The following is a 17,721-nucleotide window of genomic DNA, read 5'->3' as shown; positions in this document are numbered from 1 at the left end:
TTCATTTTCATGGACGAAATCATCCCCTCTCACTCGGATCCTGTACCTGACCATCAGCGCACCGTACAGCGAAAGCTCAGACGCTGCATGTTGCAGTTACAGCAGTACGAGTGGCTGCTCAAGGCCATCTGGGTTGACGGCACCGTACACTGGCCCAGTAGCGGCATAACGGCCTGCTTACGTGAAGCGGAATCCAAGCTGGCGCAGGCGGGGTGGACACCTCTTTTCGAGGCCATTTACTGGATTGCCAAGACGCACCCTAAGCGCTATGGCTGTGGGAGTTGGTGTCATATCATCCATGAGTCGCAGCAGTTTGAAATTCGTAAGCAAAGCCAAGCCGATAATGGCGTTACGGTAGTTTGATATCGCAGTCGTCCGAGGGAAACCTCCAGGGAGCAGGAGTAAGCAATGAGCCAGTCACCGGAGAAGGTTGGAGTCGAGCTGCCGGCCATCAATTGGTTGATCACGCTGGGTTATACCCATCTGCCCGGTAGCCAGGTGCAGGTTGAGCATCGCCACCTGGCACCGGTACTGGATGATGTGTTGCAGTCTCGGCTGCTGAGCCTCAACCCATGGCTGGCGAGCGCACCTGGTGGCATCAGTGCCGCGCTAATCGAGCTACGTAAACGAGTCAACGATGAGCTGTTGCCCGCCAACAAGGCGTTCTGGGAGCAGGTGGTTCACCGTTCGGATATCCAGGTGAAAGATGTCGAAGGTAAGCTGTGCAGCGTGCGTTTCTTCGACTCCAGCGATGCCAGCAACAACGACTTCCATGTAATCGATCAGTACGTGGGGCGCAATGCGGATGGGGATGTTTTCCGCCCTGACCTGCTGCTGTTTGTGAATGGCTTGCCCCTTGCCATCATCGAATGCAAAGCCAGCCATCACCGCTTGGATGAAGCCCTGGGCCAATTGGATGGCTACCAAAGCACCTTCCCAACCCAGTTTGTATTCAACCAGGTCTGTGTTGGGCTGAATCGGCGTGAAGGGCTGTATGGCGCGATGCTAACCAAGCCAGCGTATTACGCCCGCTATCGGTTGCAGGGACAGGAGACTGCTGCTGTTACTGCCCTATTAGGCGATGCGCCGAGTGAGCAGGAGAGCCTGCTGTGGGCCCTGTTCGAGCCGAGTCGCTTCCTGCAACTGATCACTCATTTTGTGCTGTTCGAAACCCGCGACGGCAAGACTGTGAAGAAGCTTCCGCGCTATCAACAATGGCGGGCTGTGTGCAAAACGGTGGATCGCCTGCGCGCGCCAAAGCCCATGGGCGGTGTTGTCTGGCATACCCAGGGTAGCGGCAAATCCCTGACAATGGCCCTGCTCGCGCGAATGCTGCGTGCCGATAGTACGGGGTTGAACAACCCTACCGTGCTGGTACTGACAGACCGCAAAGACCTAGATAAGCAGATCTTCGATACCTTCCATGCGGTGGGCATCAACGCCATTCAGTCTGTGTCGGTTGATGGCTTGGTGAAGATGTTATCCAACGACTACGGCAGCGTATTTACCAGCACGGTGCAGAAGTTTCAGGAGAACGACCAGCCCGGTGAGCAGACTGCTGAGACTCCTGACGAAGAAGATGATGAGCTGCAAGCGACCCGCCACCGGCGTATTCGCGAGGAAAAGGACTTTTATATCGCGCATGAGCGCAATATCCGCCACTTGGAGGTGGATGAGAACGGTGAGCCGGTGAAAGCCCAGTGGGAAGAGATCAGCCGGGAGAAAGTGCACTTCCGAGTGCTGAGTACTAAGCCTAATTTCTATGTGCTGGTCGACGAAGCTCACCGCAGCCAGTACGACTTCCTCGCTGCCTTTATGCGTGCCAGCTTGCCCAACGCCAAGTTCATCGCCTTCACCGGTACGCCGCTGCTGCAAGAGGACAAACACACGCTGGGCGAGTTTGGTGGTGGTGCGTACATCGACGAATACCGCCTGCATGAAGCGGTGGCAGATGGCGCCACCCTCCCGATCAAATACCAGGATGCTTGGGTTGCGCTGTCGGCTAATGCTGAGTTGGATGCCGCGTTCAAAGAGCAGTTTGCTGACCAGAGTGAGGTTCGCCAGCACGAGTTAAAGCGTGAACTGCTGCGCCGCTGGCGCCAGGCCGGTGACCGCATGGAGCAGGTCGCGGAGCATATGGTCGAGCACTTCCTCAGTAACGTAAAAGCCAAGGGCTTGAAGGCCATGCTGGTGTGCGATGGCCGTGATATGGCGGTGCGCTACAAGGATCTGATCGATGCAATCATGGTCGAGCGGGGGCAAAAAGGACTGCCAACCGTTGACAGCAAGGTAATTATTTCCCTGGCCAGCATCACCTCTTCCCGTACGGGGGCCTCTGCCATGGAAGAGGCGGCAGAGTGCGGGATCGAGACTGCCAAGATTCGCAGCATCGAGGAGCGGGTCAAGGTCGAGGTGAAAGCCGGAAAGCCCCCCGTGGCCATGCCGTCCGAGCAGATCGGAAATTTTGTCAGCAAGCTGTTTCCCCTGCCCTACGGTGAGGAATGTAAAGGGCTTGATGGCAAGCCGCAGGCGAACAACGTCGGGCTGATCATCGTTTCCGACATGCTGCTGACCGGGTGGGATGCTCCGATTGTCGGCACCATGTACCTCGACAAGCCACTTAAGGAGCACACCCTGTTGCAGGCTATCGCACGGGTGAACCGTACTCTCCCAGGCAAGAATGCCGGTTACATCGTGGATTACCATGGAGTGGTTGAGCACCTTGACCATGCACTGAAGATTTATGGCGGCGACGTGAAGCCTTCACATGTCTGGGAAGGGGTTGAAACCGAACTGCCCAAACTACAAGCAACGCTCGACCGCATTCTCAAGCTGCTGCCGAAAAAGCATGACCCGGTGGTGCAGCGCGAGACCTACAAAGACGACGCCGAGCGTTTCCTTGACCCCGCCACTCGGTTGGACATGGTCGAAGAATTCCTCGATCTGGTGAAACAGTTCAACCGCTCTGTGGACATCATCCTACCGGATGTCCGTGGAGTGCCTTTCAAGCCCTATTTCACCCTGCTAGGTGAGATTCGCCTGATGCTGCGAGACAAGCTTCCGGGCAGTACCTACAAGGAACGCATCACCAAACTGGAGTCCGCGCTTCTGCAACAGCTGCTGGATGAGTACATCGCTGCCAGTCCGGCCAAGAGCCTGCTGAGCCACGAGGTGTCGATTCTGGATGCCCGCGATATGGAGCGGTTAAAGAAGCTGGCGAGCCCTGGTAGTCGCGCCCTGGTGATGAAAAATCAGCTGAAGCAGACCATCGTCACCGGCAAGGACAAGGATCCAGCATTCTTCGAAAAGATAGCCGAGGAGCTGGAAAAGCTTCTGGAAGAGGAAAAGGCCGGTCGCATTACCCAGGCCAAGTTCCTGGAGCAACTGGAGCTGTTTAACCAGCGGATTCAGGACAAGGACAACACCGGGTTTAATAAGCCTGCGCACTCAGCGGTGTACCACTACCTTGGTACGTTACTGGCTGAGAACACGGCAAGAGTGGCTACGGCCAAGATGTTCGAAGACGAAATGCTAAACCGTGCGCTGGCTACTGAAAACTGGAAGAAAATGCCGGATACGCACCCTGACTTTAGAGACCACCTGCGTAGAGTATTGATGCCTCTGGCGGGATGGGAGCGTTCAGTGGCGCGTGATCACGCCAAGCGAATCTTCGATATCCTGCTGAAAAATTGACGCGGCGTCCCCCATGCCAGTATTGAATTACGGCCAAACGGCTATCGAGTGGTACTTCCAGCTCGATAGCAAACTCAAGCGCCACTACGTGACGGTAGAACGGGGGCGGCCCGTTTTATTGCGAGGGCCGCAGGTGGATGAACCTGAGCAAGAGGCTTTGCTGCTGCGCCGTGCACGTTGGATTCGGGAAAAATTGGCACAGGTGAATCAGCCTCTGGCTAGTGAGTCTATCGTGACGGGTAGCCGCTTACGCTATGCAGGGCGCACCTATTACACTGAAGTTCGTCATGTGCCAGACGCGCTCAAGCCACGGTTAGCTTTCACTGCATCGCGTTTTATCGTTGATAACCCTGATGGTTTGAGTATTCATCCCGAAGTGCTGATGCCCTTGCTGGAGCGGTTCTATCGAGAGCGGGCTCACGAGAAACTACCGCTACGTGTGCGCCACTGGCAGCGCGAAACCGGCTTACTGGCTGCCGGTATCCGTATTCGTCACTTCCAAAGCCGTTGGGCGAGTTGCGATGCAAACCACATCCTAGAGTTTCATCCTCGGGTGATGGAGCTGCCAGCCAGTGTGCAGGACTACGTCATCCTCCATGAGCTGTGCCATACGGTGGAAAAGAACCATACCAAGGCCTTCTGGGCGCTGGTGGCTAGTCACATGCCGGGTTGGCAGCGGCAGCATCAGGTGCTGGAACAAGCTGCCTTTGGTGATGCCGTCTGATGCTCAGCGGACATTGTAGTTTTTTTGCTCAGTGGAAAATAAGCGTGTTGGCCTCTGAAATAGCTTTGGCTAGAGAAATGCAGTGGAATAGAAATCTCACCGTCTCCAAGTCTATGGCGGATCAAGTACCCGGCAGTGAAAGGCACTCTAGACCCATCCTCCATGTTCAGCAGCGACAGCTATGAAATAAGATGGTACGTGAGCAAGAGCAGCCCGCATTAAATCCTCCTGCTGACAAGCCGCACGCACCCCAGCACGATCGATAGCCTGCCCCCACCGCAAACCAAGCCCTGACGCCACATAACGATCGGCAAAGCCAGCCTCATGGAAGGCAATTGCTGACTTTTCCGACAAGCCGTATTTGATCTGCTTTTGCAGAAGTGTGGCAGCAGAATGCAGCCCCTCATCAAGCCCCTCGGTAAGATCGGCAAGTGATGCTACGACCATTGCCACGTCGTATCCAAAACCGCTCTCGCAAAGTGAAACGGCGTCCTCGACTGTGACACGATCTCGCCCCGCGCGCGCACCAGCTTTATGAAGCGTCTCGAAAATCGTCGCATAAGATCGGCCCGAAACCCATTCACGCAACGTCCGAGGGATGACATCCTGAACGCTGATAGTGTGGATCGCGCGAGATGTCGCGAACCTTAAGGCAATTGGCGCGACTTCATCGAAAAGGCGGTCCTCGGTAGCAGCGTCCCGAAGCACTTCGATATTTGCGTCCACCCAAGCTTGAAGTTCGACCACTGCCGCTGGTGGTAATGGGGACCGCCGAATAAGCGCTCGCATACCGTCATCGGTATTCACGGCGATGGATTGACCAATGGAGCGGAACAGCGCAATCAAGCGAGGCCGTATCTCTTCATCTGCAAGATGATAAGCGAGAGTGTTGGCCACGAGTTCACCTATACGCATAACCGCATCTTCGCCGTCGGCAAAGCTCATGTTCGCGATTAGAAACGAAGCAATATGCTGCACCGCACGTGCCCGTCCCTCTATGAATCGTCGGAATTCGCGTTCGTTGATAGCGGGTTGCACAGCTCGTGCAAATGCAACAATCTCGTCGAATTTGGTGGCGTCAGCGAAAGCGAGATCCAGCCAAGCAAGAGGAATCTCCTGAACAATGGTTGGAGTGCGCTGCTCGTACGGATCAAACAACGCCAGGATAGAACTCCGCGTCGGCTCGGAATTTTTTGCGTCCAGCAGCTCAACTGCGCGATCCCAAGTCCAACGCCCTCTAAACTGCTTTCGCTGATCGTAGATTGTCGGTGTCGAGAAAATTACACTACCTTCGGTGTGCATACCTGCCCGGCCCGCCCTCCCCATCAGGTTGTGAAAGTCACGAACAAGGATTGGCTCCCCGCCCTGTCGAGTTGAGGTTACGATTAGATACTTGAGTGGAAAATTCACTCCTTGCGCCAGCGTTGAGGTGCAAACGACAAATCTCGCAAGCCCCTCTTTCATGGCATGTTCGATCGCCAAGCGGATGCCATGCGGAGTATCGGCGTGATGCGCGAAGATCCCAAGTGCCGCAGCTTGGGTCGCCGAAGCTCCCGCCCCCAGTTCAAGCTCACAAAGTGCACGGATTTTGTGGACTTCCATTGCGTCCGATGATGCGATCGGCCATTCAACATCCAATCCACGCTCAAGAATCTCAACCGCCCGCGAGCAGATCTTTGTCACGCTATCCTTGCGGCCGCAGAAGATAGCGACGCTGCCATTGCGAACGACGTGCAAACCGAGGAAGAGCCCGACGTCACCGCCATTTTTTTCAGGGAACCGCCGCACGGCGCTTTCACGTCCGCGCAAGGGTAAAACGGTGTCGGCGATTACTCGCGGCACGAAGAACTCACGTTCTGCGGGATCCTGCGGTTTCACATACTCTAAGCGACCACGTTGATCTTGCCAGCTCGCGAACGCGATGCTCTTGGTAGTTGGCAGGAGACCATCTCCCCCAATAACTGCCTGTGCATCCCCAATCAGCCAAGCGGCCACGTCAGCAGCATTCCCGATCACCGCCGAGATAAGAACAATCTGCGCCGCAACCGGCAATGCCATACGCAGAGACGTCAGCAGCAGTTCGTAAGTAGGTCCGCGGGTGATGCTATCGAACTGGTGGCCTTCGTCATAAATGACAAGACCGATCCTTTCCGCGAGATCGGGCGCGCGTCGTAGCATGTACAACAGCTTCTCCGGCGTCACGATTAGAAGAGAATCGTCAGCAATCAGAGCTTCGAGCGCTAGATCAAACTGGTAGGAATCCGAGACCTCGTCGAGCCGGATATTCTCACCAGAAAAGGCGGCTACGAGATCGCTCCGAATATCGTGGCACAGCGACCGATACGGCGCGACTATGATTGCGAGGTTGGCGCGCCTCGACAGAAAGGCTGACCGAATGATCAGTTCCGTAGCACGCGTCTTGCCCGCGCTGGTCGGCATCTGGATGACGACTGACCGCCCAGACAATACACCGGCATCAGCAATCCTTTGCTGTGCGGGCCAAAGCTCAATCGGGAAATGGGGCTTGCTGAGCGCCGGGCGCCATAGCTCTGACTCAAGGCCGGAAGCGAGGGGTAATTTCGTCCGTGCCGCGTTACGCAACTTTAGCGTGCAGACTGCTACGACGATGTCCGCATAGAGCAGTTCACGAGGTGAGCCCGCACTATAGAAGTAGCCACGCATCTCATTGCAAGCTTCGACGACTGCCCCTATATCACCCTCAAATCGAAAGTAGCGACCGAGAGCTTCGAGAAGGCGCGACGTAACTGCACGATGGGTGTGGGGCACCTCAATTGCAACGAAGTCGTTTCTCAGGATCGAATAGGCGAGGTAACCCAGCCCGCCAGCGATCTCAGTGTCGGGAGGCTCCATTCGCCGAACAATCACGGTGGCACTACCGACATTGCCAGCAACGTAATAAGCCGCCGCACAAAGTAATGAGAACTCGGATGTCAGTTCGGTATCGAGTTGTGCATTAAGAAAGGCATCGAAAAAGACCGACGAGAAGCCGAGAGCAGCTTGTGGGTCCGCGTCTCCCTCATTCCACCCCACAGGAACCTGTAGCTCGCCTAATTCAGCACCCACTTCAGCCCCAATGCCGTCTGCAATGGTGGCAGCCACGTCGCCAAGAATCCCGATCGCAAGCGCAAAGAGGATGGCAGGGTCCCGTGGGAGCGCGTTGAAGTCCTCAGGCGCAACGCGAAACTCGTGCAGTTTCGCCCTGGCGCGGGTCGTGGATAGGATGTTGAGCGCGCTCGCTTCAGGCTTCATCTGCTGCCTTTTCGTATAGCGCATGTACGAGTTTCATAAGCGATGGTCCTCGAATAACAATCAGTCGAAGATTGCCGGCGTTAGGATGTGCCGAAGCGTCGGCAGCCGTCAGATCGGTTTGAGCGAACACGTCGTCATCTAGGATCGCTGCCGCCCCATTTATGCGTCGAAAGGGGCGATCCGCTTGGTTCTGAAAGCGCTTCACCCGATCTGCTTCTGCCAGTGCTCCGCGATCAATAAATCGTCGTTTGATCGCGTTGAGGCTCATGCCTTCCCGTAACTTGTCCTTGATACTGTCGTCGATGGCATCTTGGAGTCGATGCGCGTCCGTTTTCGTCATACCGGACTTTGATTCGAATATAAAAAGCTCATCCATGGGGCTGGCCTGACCGTCTATAGCAACTCTGAAGCCAATGACGTCGCAGCCCTTGGTAGAGTCGTTTCGATTCCAACGATCCTGATAGCGAAGTTCACGTGGGCACCAGTACCCTAGGACGAACTCAATGTAATCAGCGACGAGAATTTCGCCGAAGTCCCCAGAGCGCAAGCTAGGTCCTGGGGTCGTCTTGGCATCGGGCAGCAGTATGGTACGCAGATAGTCAGCTTTGTTTAGCCCAGTACCATCGACCATCAGCGGCAGGTCCGCATCGGTGATGTAGTGCTGACGGAAGTATTTGGCCCATGCCGACAATACCGCAGCGTCATCTTCTGGATCCAAGGCCCAGATTTCGATATTGCGGCCGCACGTTGTGGTTTTCCGTTCACCAGTGTCACTTAACCAATCGATATGGCTTGGCTTCACATCGTCCCTCCGGAGCCAAACTTTTATGGATATGAACTCATAGTGGCGCCATTACATCACATTCCATAGGGACAGAGTGGAAACGGGACGACGGTAAATCATGCACATGCTTGGCGTATCCGCGTACAGCCTGTATTGCTCGGGGGTGTTTGCCGAACCCAACCGACGCTAGAACTCGACGCTCAAACTTCGGACCCCAACTGCCTCGCAAAACCGCCCCAGCGCGGTCAGGCTCGCCCAGGTCCTGACTGGCTCGCGGCGCGAGCGCACCGGCAACCAGAACCGGCCCAGCCGCGTACTCAAACTCCAGCCCTCGCCACCCGGTCCACGGCTGGCGCGAAACTCCCGCGCCGCCCCGCTCTCGATCAGCGCTACCAGCGTGTCCTGCTCCACCGCTTTTTTCATCTTATCCAGCCCCGGCAGCTCTTGCCCTAAACACTCAGGCTAGTGGTTGCCGCGTGCCGCAACCAGTTGGTCCCCTTCCGGTCGACCACCGACCGGGGGCATGATCGCCAGGTCCAAGCGGGACTGCCGCCAGGTGCGAGCCAAATGTGGGGGCTGATTGACCATAAGGTCAAATTACACGCAGCACGCGACGGTCGCCCCGCCCTAGTGACGCCGTGGTGCGCACAGGCCAGAATGCGCAGACCATCAAGGGGACGCCATGAAATCCGAAACACTCACCGTGCGCCAGCTTTTCCAAGACCGCCGCCAGTACTGTGTACCGTTCTACCAGCGCGCCTATGTGTGGACGCTGCGCAATCAATGGAATGCCTTGTGGCAGGACATCCAGGAAAAAGCTCAGGCACGGGTATCCGGCCTGAGCATCACACCGCACTTCCTGGGGGCGGTGGTCCTCGAACCCCAAGCCAAAGACGGGCTGATGGGCGTCGACACCCTGCACATCATTGATGGCCAGCAACGGTTGACCACGCTTCAGTACGTGCTGGCGTCGCTCCTGCTCGCGTTACGTGCAACCGGCATTCAGACCTTTGAGCCCAGCGTGATCGGCTGCATGCAAAACAACAACGAAGAAACCATGCGCGACCCCAAAATGGAGCGCTATAAGCTGTGGCCGACCTTCCGCGACCGCCCCCATTTCATCAAAAGCCTCGGCATCCAGCGTCTGGACGATTTCCGGAGCGAATACCCGGCCCATTTCACGCAGCACGGCAGCCTGCGCAAACACCATGATCACCCACCTGCACTGGCCGCGATCTGGTTCTTTACCCATGAGTTCATACGCTGGATTCGCTCAGGAAACGAATTGGCCGCTGCCTATGCAGAAAGCCTCATCATGGCGGTGTTGCAAGACCTCAAGCTGGTCAGCATTTCGCTGGAAGCCGAGGACGATGCCCAGGTGATTTTTGAAACGCTCAATGGACGGGGCGCAGAGCTGCATGCCACGGACTTGATCCGCAACTACATTTTCATGCGTGCCGACCAAGATAAAGTCGATGCCCAAGCGCTTTACGACAAGCAGTGGCTACCGTTCGAAGAAGACTACTGGTCTACCAAGCAGCGTCGTGGCCGCCTGAACAAGCCCCGCTTGGAGTGGTTGATCCACGCCACACTGCAAGCAGAGATGGGCAGTGAGATTGATCTGTCACGCTTGTACAACGAATACCGGCGCTACGCAGCCGAGGCTCCAGCCAAAACCGCAGACCGTCAGTTGGTGACCCTTACCCAATACGCGGAACATTACCGCGAACTGATCAGCACCTCCGGCTCCTCCCTCATTGCTCGTCTTGGGCGTCGTATTGCGGCGTATGATGTCACGACGCTCCACCCGCTGGCCCTGCTGATTTCGACTGCGCAAGTGCCTGAGGCGGACAAAGCCTGCATGTTCAACTGCCTGGTGTCCTACGTGGTACGCCGCGCTGTCTGTGGACTGACGCCCAAAAACTACAACAACATCTTCCTCAGTGCGCTACGTCACCTGACGAAATCAGGGATCTCCAGCGGGGTCCTCGGCGACTATCTGAGTACACTCAACGGAGATGCTTCCCGTTGGCCCGACGATGCCGAATTCCGTAACGCCTGCGTCAGCGCACCGTTGTACCCAGGCCGGCTGGATACCGCGAAAACCCGTTCGCTGCTAACGGAGCTGGAGGGCGGTTTACGACTATCCGTTAAAAGCGAAGAGCCCGAACTGCCAAACCTATCAGCGCTTGATATCGACCATATTTTGCCGCGCAGTTGGCACGCCCACTGGCCGCTGAAAGATGGCAGCGTGGCAGCCGACAGCGACGAGTCGGATATCGAAGTGATTGTGCGCTCTGGCGGCACATTGACGCCCTGGCAGCTCCTGATTCGTGAGCGGCATGAGAGCATCCCAACGCTAGGCAACTTGACGCTGCTGAACCTCAGCGTCAATAGGGCGGCGCAACACTGCGATTTCGCGGCGAAACGCGACAAGCTGATTGCTAACACCAGCCTGCGTCTCAATGTCCCACTGATTGCTACCTCTGCGTGGGATGAAGCCGCGATTTCAGCCCGAGCCCATACCCTCGCCAACATAGCACTGACGATCTGGCCCAAACACGAATGATCACCTACCACTCAGAAGCAGCAACACTAATTTGCTGCCGAATGCCGATCTGGTAGTAGCGGCTCTGCTTACGCGGGGGCGATCCCTCCGGGGATCGCCCCGCGATACAGGCCGACCGTGCGATGAACCGGAGCCTCACCCGAGATGCCGTTCGCTGGCGCCGCTCAGTGAGTGCCTGGCGCGCGCCGCCGCTCAGCACAGCAGTGAGGTCTATTCGCGCTCCAGACTACGAGCATCGGCGGTGACCGCCTCCACAACCCCCGCCAGCTCCCGCACCAGGTCAGGCTCGAATCGCTCCAAGTAAGCTGCGATAGTCTGATTGCGCAACATGCGAGACACATAGCCCTTGGCAACCACGAGTACCAACATGGTTTCGCCAAGGGTGTCTTCAACCAACCGGTAGTCGTGGTAGAGCTTTTCCATTTCCCGCTCCATGCGTGCAATGTCTTCAGCAGTCACGCCCTCACTGACTTTCTTTGCCTCAACCAGCTGTTCGGGACGCGTTGCGGCCAATACCATTTCGGCGTAGCGACCAGTAAAGCAGTTGGCCGAAATCATCATCTCGACTAATTCTATCTGGCGCATCGGCTTCATCTTACGCAGCACGCGAAAGACCGCCTGACTGACCATTCGTGTTTTCAGCATCTCAGCGACTTCCGGCGCAATCCCCCGCAGCAAATGCTGGCGCTCGCGGATGCGTCCAACGTTGACGCTCAAGACTTCGGCAATCCGCTCGGCGGTCGTTCCTTTGCGAATCGCCTCCAGAATCATCTTGTGCTCTTGAATCGGGGTAAGTCGGTTGACCTGCCGGTTGTAGGTAAAACCTTCGTCATCTGTCGCCAACAGGCACAACGCATCTTCCGCCCCCAACTGTGCGAGCGCAGCTAGCCGCAAATGACCATCCAATAGTAGATAACAGGGCTCCCCTCCCGTTCCGTGAACCGGCTCGGGATGCACCGCGAGCGGCTCGACCACGCCCAACTCACGGATGGAGGCCAAAATCGCCGCGTATTTGACGGACGTCAGCATATCGTGGGTGACTTGGCGAGAGGGCAAGATCAGCGGTAAGCGGACGGTAATCAAATCGGGCTCAAAGGCACGCTTGACGACAGTCATGCGTCCCCCTGAATACGCTCGGCCAATACCTGCGGCATATCATCAATACCTTCACTGCGTAACATTGACCGGAAAAATTCATCGGCCAATAACCGACGCAATGCGGTAACGACGAAGAGTAATCGTTGCTCACCGATGTCCGCCTTCTTCACCATCAGGCGCTGACGGCGCACCTCAGTCTGATAGGCAGTCAGCAGCTGGCGAGGAGTGGTCATGCGCTCGCCTCCATGCTGCCTACCATAGCCTTTGCCAAGAACGCGTCTTCGGTCGATCAGACGGCGCACCTTGATGAGTTCATCTCCTTTCAACAATCCACTTTCATAGGCTTCGACCATGGCGGCCTGGACCTGGCCATCGTCAGACCGTGCCACATGGATCGCGACTTTAATCGGTAGCCAGCCCTTTTCGACGGCAGCGATCAGGCGCTCCTCTCCTTGCCGCAACAGGATCAGAATGCCGCCAACATAGGCACGGTCCAAGCAGGTTTTCTGGGCAATCTGCCTGATGGAGTAACCACGCTCGTGCAGTACGTTGATCGCCATCAGCAAGTCGCGGTTCGAGTGCTTACGTCGCGCCAGATTCTCTACCAGGCTGATGAGATAGCGGTCCGCCTCAGCCGCCGTCACCACGACCGCCGGAATGGCCGACTCCCCCAGGACCTTGAAGGCTTCAAAGCGCCCCTGTCCACAGATCAGATCGAAACTCGAACCGTTGCGGGTCACCGTGATCGGTCTTTTCAACCCCAGACTCGCAATGTTTTCTACCATGCGTGCAAACACCTGTTGATTGCGACTACGCGGGTTGAGCACGCGAACATCCGCGAGTGGGATCTGCGCAATAGGCGCCGCCTGCGCCACATGAAGTGCAAGATGTTCTCCCGATGTGGCCATTACGCAGCGCTCCCCAGGGGTATACGTCGACTCAGGGCCGCCAGGATATCCAAGCTGTCGAACCGGTAGAGTTCCAATTCGCGCGGATTAGTATCTCCCAGACGCAGGTGAGGTGCCGCCAAATCGATCATGGGAAAGAGGTAGTAATCAAGCACCTGCTGCTCACCGGGGAGCATGCGAACAGCGACAGTAAGGTCAGGTAACAAACCGAAATCGAAGCGTAGCTGCCAACGCCTGCGCACTGACTCTGAACATTGACAGCGGCACAGCACCACCGAGATCGAGAACTCATCATTAACCCAAACCAGCTGAGTCTGGGGGTCGACCGCAATGCGCCCTCCGACAAGACGAATTCGCTCCTGCGTGTCGGCCAAGATGTGCGGATACAGCTCTCGCAGCCGGCGATTAGCCTCCAGAAAGCTGTAGTCCCGTGCGGGGGAATAGCCAATCAGGCTGTAGCTACGTAGCAAACTACCAAAGCGCTGGCGATAACAACTGCTGGAGGGGCAATCCTCCTGCTCATCAATGATCAACCCAGACAGGCAACCTCGCTCCGCAAATAGTTGCTTCAGCGTGGCCAGCATTTGCTCATCAGTCCAGTGCCGTGACCGCGCTCGAATGATGGCTTGCGCCGCGAGAAACAACGCATGGTCAACCACTGAGGAGAAGGCACTGTCGGCCCGCACCAGCTGATCAACTGGATTGGGTGTACGGGGCTGTTTCAGCTTGCCAGAAGTGCGATTCCAGACGTTGTTACCGATGTACTTTTCGTTGATCAGGATCTGATGCACTACGCCCCGTGTCCACGGTCGCTGAAAGTCTGTAAGAAGTCCACGCCGATTCAGTTGCGTTGCAATTTCAGCTTCGGTTCGACCTTCCCTGACAAAGGTCTGGTAAATATCTTGAACGACCTGTTGTTCGGACTCAGGACCTGGCGTGAGGATCACCCGATCCGTCTGAAGGCTTTTGTACTCTCCCCGATCTAAGATTGCTTTAGGCTGCCCTGTCTGATCGATAAGTTGGCGACGCAATCCATATCCAGCCGGGCCACCTTGTCGGTAGCCTAGCTGGATCAAGCGCGACTGCCCCGCAAACACCTTGACGGACAGCTCACGGCTGTACTCACCAGCCATCATGCGCTTAACACTCTTGATGATGCTGGATACCGGTGAGCCATCGTTAACGAACTGTTCGGCGCAATATTCGACCCTGACCCCCGCCTGCCGACATCGAACTTCGTAGCTGGCGCTGACATCAGGGTCCTGAAAGCGCCCCCATCGACTTACGTCATAGACCAGAACTACAGAGAACTCGGACTGACCCGCATCGACGTCTCGAAGTAGCTGCTGAAGAGCCTCCCGACCATCCAGGCTCAAGCCACTTTTCCCCGCATCGGTGTACACCCGGACGATCTCCAGCTCATGTGCTGCCGCATAAACGCGAATGGCATCCAGCTGGTTTTCAGTGGAGTACTGCTGGTGCTCCGTCGACATGCGGACATAGGCAGCAGCTCTATTGCTGCCCTTGGTCGTGGATAGATGTGCTCGTCTCATTTGTTGATCGATGCCCCTCAGCGACTTGGGGTCTACACCCATGCCAAGCCGTAGACCGCACCACACCTACCGGCCTACTTCAGATGCGCTACTCACGAATATAAAGAGGAGATACGGAAAGATGATCACGAAAATGGGTAATTCATTTCCAATCTGTGCGCAAACCTACGCCGGTGCCCTAGCTGCTGCCTTACGCACCGAATTGGGCACGTCACACCGCGCCATTAAGACGCTGCGCCATTGGACCGATGCCAGTGAACGCACGGCTAAGCATTGGCTGGCGGGCAGCCATGGTCCTAGCGGCCTTCATTTGATTGAATTAATGCGGCATTCCGACCATGCCCTTCAGGCGGTGCTTGAATTGGCGCAGCGGAACTCGTCCGTAGCAGTCGTCTGGCTTCCCGCTTTGCGCGAGCGCTTGCTTGACGTCGCGGAAATGATCGAGGCTTGCCTGGGTCCTGCCAGCGCTCACTGACAGCCCTTTGCGGAGGCCCACTCCGACCACGCAACTGGGACACAATAGGATTACGGTGAGAGGCCCTTAGCAGGCGGGCCGTCTTATCGCCCCCCCAAGGGCAACGGTTCAAGTTGGCTCATGGCGGCACACCATGCGCCAACTGCCCAAGCAACCTCAAGATCGCTTGGCGGCCTGCTTCACTTTGAACGAGGTCTTTGGGACATTGCCCAGCAAGACCGATGACAGGAGACGAGAACCAATGCGAAGCACACGATGGATCGTACCTGAAGAACGCCATAACCTGATGAATGACTCCAACTATGGCCAGCACGTCTTCTGGGCACTTGGTGGTAGGCATTACCAACGCAGCCAACTGAGGCCAAAGGGCCATTGCGACGCCAGCAGTACAGCGCTCGCACAGCCTTAACAACCCCTCCCCCTGCGCAGGGCGGGCAGGTATCGCCCAAGTGCTGCTGAGGTCTTCGGTCAGGAGATCACATCCACAACCGGCACAAGACGGATTACTCATTTCTCACCGCCAAGGCTGCCTGGCATCGGGCACAGAGTTTCCAAACGCGCCTCGCGCTTACCAGACGCTGCGGCCCAGACTTCCCACAGCGTTGGCAAATCGCGTCGGTCACGTATTCCACTGCCATGGCTAAGGTCTGTATATGCAGTGGCGCGAATGGCTCCTCAATCCTGAGATAACCATCCATGGGCCGTACAAGGGTGAGTTTGAAGTCGTAATCTAGCGCAGCAAGCTGTAAAGCATTGGCGAAACGTTGCCAACCAGCAAAATCGGGGCCGAGGTCGAGGTCCAGAGCCTTGATCTGCTGCGTCCAATCCTTCCCTTGCATTTGCTTCACCTGTTTCCCGATAGTAAACCTGGTCTTCTTGTAAACTTTGTAGGTTTACGAAAAATCTAGATTTACGATCTAGTCATTAATGACACGTAGAGTTCTGATCCAGGTGCCACAATGTCAGCACCCGATATAATCCCTGGGCGGAGGACAACTTTCTCTTCAGCTTACCCTTGGTGCATTCGCCGATGGGGTAAATTCGCACACAGGTCCCTAAAAGCAGCGTCAACTGCAAACTCAGTTGCACCACCTCACGTCTATACTTGAACGAAATCAGCTCCACCCCACGGTCTGGAAAATCGGGGAGATTATGGGGCTGAACAAGCAAAATTTCAGGATCTCGAATCGTCAGCTTACGAATATCGGAGCAGAACAAAAGGAGGACAATATTTTGACGCGGCATCAACATATTGATTTACCTTGGGAAGAATTTGCCCTTGGTCAGCATTGGAAATTTAGTATACCGAAAGTCCTTGTCAACTTTTGAGGCCCATAGGACTATTAGTTCAAGTTCAAAGACCACTCACCGATTAGCCAAGTCCACGCCCCCTCCGGCAACCTCCGCATGGTTAGCCTTGGCTGAAACAGTCTTGAGCTGGCTTGAGCCGCTCGACACAGCCAGCGTCGCCGTCTAAATAGGCCGCCCTACGCAGCATGGGGCGATCCTTAGCCCCTTCCTTGGCGAAAAGGCGATCTACTCTAACACGAACTCAGCTATTGACTTTCATAGCAAGCCTTGTTATACTCTGGCGGCATCTAATCAATGCGCGAACCAAGAATGAAAGCACTCCCCCTCCCCTTGCAATACTTATTACCCTTCCTCAATCGCTGATCAGCGAGCTTTCAGCTTTCTGCTGACCCCTGTCGTTTCGGCAGGAAAAAATTACTTGACCTGCAAGCTTACCGAGTTTCACTAGACATGCTGCCTAGCCACTCGTCAGGCAATGCTCCGTGCTATCTATAAAATAATAATAGGAAAATATAGATATAACTTTTCAAACCCTTGATTAACCCGCTTTTCTCATCAACCAGTCAATCTAGTAAACGAACCGACCAGGGCCGAACCATGATGTTATGACCATCTATCTGACAGCCGTTTGACAAGCTGATGCCTTAGTACCAGCCTAAGTAACGCTACCAATAGGGTATACATCATGAAAAAAATCCGCAGTTATGTCGGCGGCCTCCCTTCGCCCGAAAGATTGATTGGGCGCAGCAAATATGGGAAACAAACCACGGTCTTTCCCTCTCGAAAGAATGGTTTGCTGGTTATCTGTGAAACACGGCTGGAAGCAGACGCCTGTTTTCACTGGGAACAGGATCGGAATGTCATAGCCTACCGAGAACAACCCGAGCGGCTGCACGTGCTGGTAGGGGGCAAGGCTCACACCTACGTGCCAGATTTCGTCGTTCAGTACGCAGATAGGCCCATCCGCTTTGTTGAGGTAAAACCCGACAACGTCTTTCAAAAACCGAAGGCCCTTGCCCTCTACCAAGCAGCCAAGCAGCTCGTCGAATCCCGAGGCGCTGACTTCGAACTGCTGACAGAGCGACAAATACGCCGCCAGCCACTCTTGAACAACCTGATCCAGACTTATAACCAGTCACGAGCCGTTTCGCCGCTGGAACTCGACTACCTGCGTGACAGACTTGGTGCCCTGACTCCGCCGTTGCGCATTCGCGAGCTACTGGACCTGCCTTCGCCACCTTCCCCTGGCGCGATAGCTGCGGCGATTTTCAATCAGGACCTGCATCTCGACTGGAGCAAGCCCCTCACCCAAGACAGCCGAGTTGACTGGAGATAA

Annotated in this window: 14 protein-coding genes; 6 read left to right on the top strand and 8 right to left on the bottom strand. The window is 56.0% G+C overall.

Translation table 11 applies throughout. The features are described from left to right. Positions 1-9: 9 nt before the first annotated feature. From AC3B5Q_RS05815 to AC3B5Q_RS05805, 3 genes are read left to right on the top strand one after another with little or no spacing between them, the layout of a single operon-like run. The gene (locus AC3B5Q_RS05815; RefSeq protein ID WP_004576829.1) at positions 10-363 is read left to right on the top strand and encodes an OST-HTH/LOTUS domain-containing protein; all 354 of its coding nucleotides are present in this window, start codon (positions 10-12) and stop codon (positions 361-363) included. 45 nt (positions 364-408) lie between these two features. Next, entirely contained in the window at positions 409-3,693 is a 3,285-nt protein-coding gene (locus AC3B5Q_RS05810; RefSeq protein WP_488392898.1) for a type I restriction endonuclease subunit R, read from the top strand. 13 nt (positions 3,694-3,706) lie between these two features. Continuing rightward, complete coding sequence (locus tag AC3B5Q_RS05805; protein ID WP_488392897.1) at positions 3,707-4,417, top strand: YgjP family zinc-dependent metalloprotease; 711 nt, start codon at positions 3,707-3,709, stop codon at positions 4,415-4,417. A gap of 147 nt (positions 4,418-4,564) precedes the next feature. Here the strand turns inward: AC3B5Q_RS05805 and AC3B5Q_RS05800 are convergent, their stop codons facing one another. From AC3B5Q_RS05800 to AC3B5Q_RS05790, 3 genes are all read right to left on the bottom strand, one after another. Beyond that, on the bottom strand, positions 4,565-7,711 hold the full coding sequence (locus tag AC3B5Q_RS05800) for a DEAD/DEAH box helicase (RefSeq protein WP_488392896.1): 3,147 nt from the start codon (positions 7,709-7,711) through the stop codon (positions 4,565-4,567). Continuing rightward, positions 7,677-8,489 carry a Hachiman antiphage defense system protein HamA gene (locus AC3B5Q_RS05795; RefSeq protein WP_004576825.1) on the bottom strand — a complete coding sequence of 271 codons (813 nt, stop codon included), beginning with the start codon at positions 8,487-8,489 and terminating at the stop codon, positions 7,677-7,679. Before AC3B5Q_RS05795 ends, AC3B5Q_RS05800 begins: the two co-directional genes overlap by 35 nt. Positions 8,490-8,657: 168 nt before the next feature. Then, entirely contained in the window at positions 8,658-8,894 is a 237-nt protein-coding gene (locus AC3B5Q_RS05790) for a hypothetical protein (protein ID WP_488392895.1), read from the bottom strand. Positions 8,895-9,153: 259 nt separating this feature from the next. On the opposite strand from AC3B5Q_RS05790, the gene AC3B5Q_RS05785 reads away from it, so the two are divergent. Continuing rightward, entirely contained in the window at positions 9,154-11,040 is a 1,887-nt protein-coding gene (locus tag AC3B5Q_RS05785; RefSeq protein ID WP_488392894.1) for a DUF262 domain-containing protein, read from the top strand. Positions 11,041-11,250: 210 nt separating this feature from the next. Here AC3B5Q_RS05785 and AC3B5Q_RS05780 read toward each other — a convergent pair whose 3' ends face one another. From AC3B5Q_RS05780 to AC3B5Q_RS05770, 3 genes are read right to left on the bottom strand one after another with little or no spacing between them, the layout of a single operon-like run. Next, on the bottom strand, positions 11,251-12,156 hold the full coding sequence (locus tag AC3B5Q_RS05780) for a ParB/RepB/Spo0J family partition protein (protein WP_258701393.1): 906 nt from the start codon (positions 12,154-12,156) through the stop codon (positions 11,251-11,253). Continuing rightward, positions 12,153-13,046, bottom strand: coding sequence for a ParB/RepB/Spo0J family partition protein (locus AC3B5Q_RS05775; RefSeq protein ID WP_488392893.1), 894 nt, complete (start codon positions 13,044-13,046; stop codon positions 12,153-12,155). The genes AC3B5Q_RS05780 and AC3B5Q_RS05775 overlap by 4 nt, the downstream gene beginning before the upstream one ends. Beyond that, positions 13,046-14,599, bottom strand: a complete 1,554-nt coding sequence (locus tag AC3B5Q_RS05770) for a recombinase family protein (RefSeq protein ID WP_258701599.1) — start codon at positions 14,597-14,599, stop codon at positions 13,046-13,048. Before AC3B5Q_RS05770 ends, AC3B5Q_RS05775 begins: the two co-directional genes overlap by 1 nt. A gap of 121 nt (positions 14,600-14,720) precedes the next feature. Between AC3B5Q_RS05770 and AC3B5Q_RS05765 the strand changes: the two genes are divergently transcribed. Next, on the top strand, positions 14,721-15,074 hold the full coding sequence (locus AC3B5Q_RS05765; RefSeq protein WP_099592785.1) for a hypothetical protein: 354 nt from the start codon (positions 14,721-14,723) through the stop codon (positions 15,072-15,074). Positions 15,075-15,192: 118 nt separating this feature from the next. Here AC3B5Q_RS05765 and AC3B5Q_RS05760 read toward each other — a convergent pair whose 3' ends face one another. Both AC3B5Q_RS05760 and AC3B5Q_RS05755 read right to left on the bottom strand, forming a co-directional pair. After that, entirely contained in the window at positions 15,193-15,354 is a 162-nt protein-coding gene (locus AC3B5Q_RS05760; protein WP_373419671.1) for an antitoxin Xre/MbcA/ParS toxin-binding domain-containing protein, read from the bottom strand. Between the two features lie 223 nt (positions 15,355-15,577). Continuing rightward, a complete protein-coding gene (locus AC3B5Q_RS05755; protein WP_488392892.1) occupies positions 15,578-15,913 on the bottom strand; it encodes a hypothetical protein in 336 nt (111 codons plus the stop codon). A 1,157-nt stretch (positions 15,914-17,070) separates the two neighbouring features. Between AC3B5Q_RS05755 and AC3B5Q_RS05750 the strand changes: the two genes are divergently transcribed. Next, positions 17,071-17,721 carry a TnsA endonuclease N-terminal domain-containing protein gene (locus tag AC3B5Q_RS05750; RefSeq protein ID WP_258701390.1) on the top strand — a complete coding sequence of 217 codons (651 nt, stop codon included), beginning with the start codon at positions 17,071-17,073 and terminating at the stop codon, positions 17,719-17,721.

The organism is Pseudomonas sp. D5(2026), from assembly GCF_057766845.1.
Note: the sequence above shows the minus strand (reverse complement) of the source record. Positions and strands in the feature narration are given on the sequence as shown.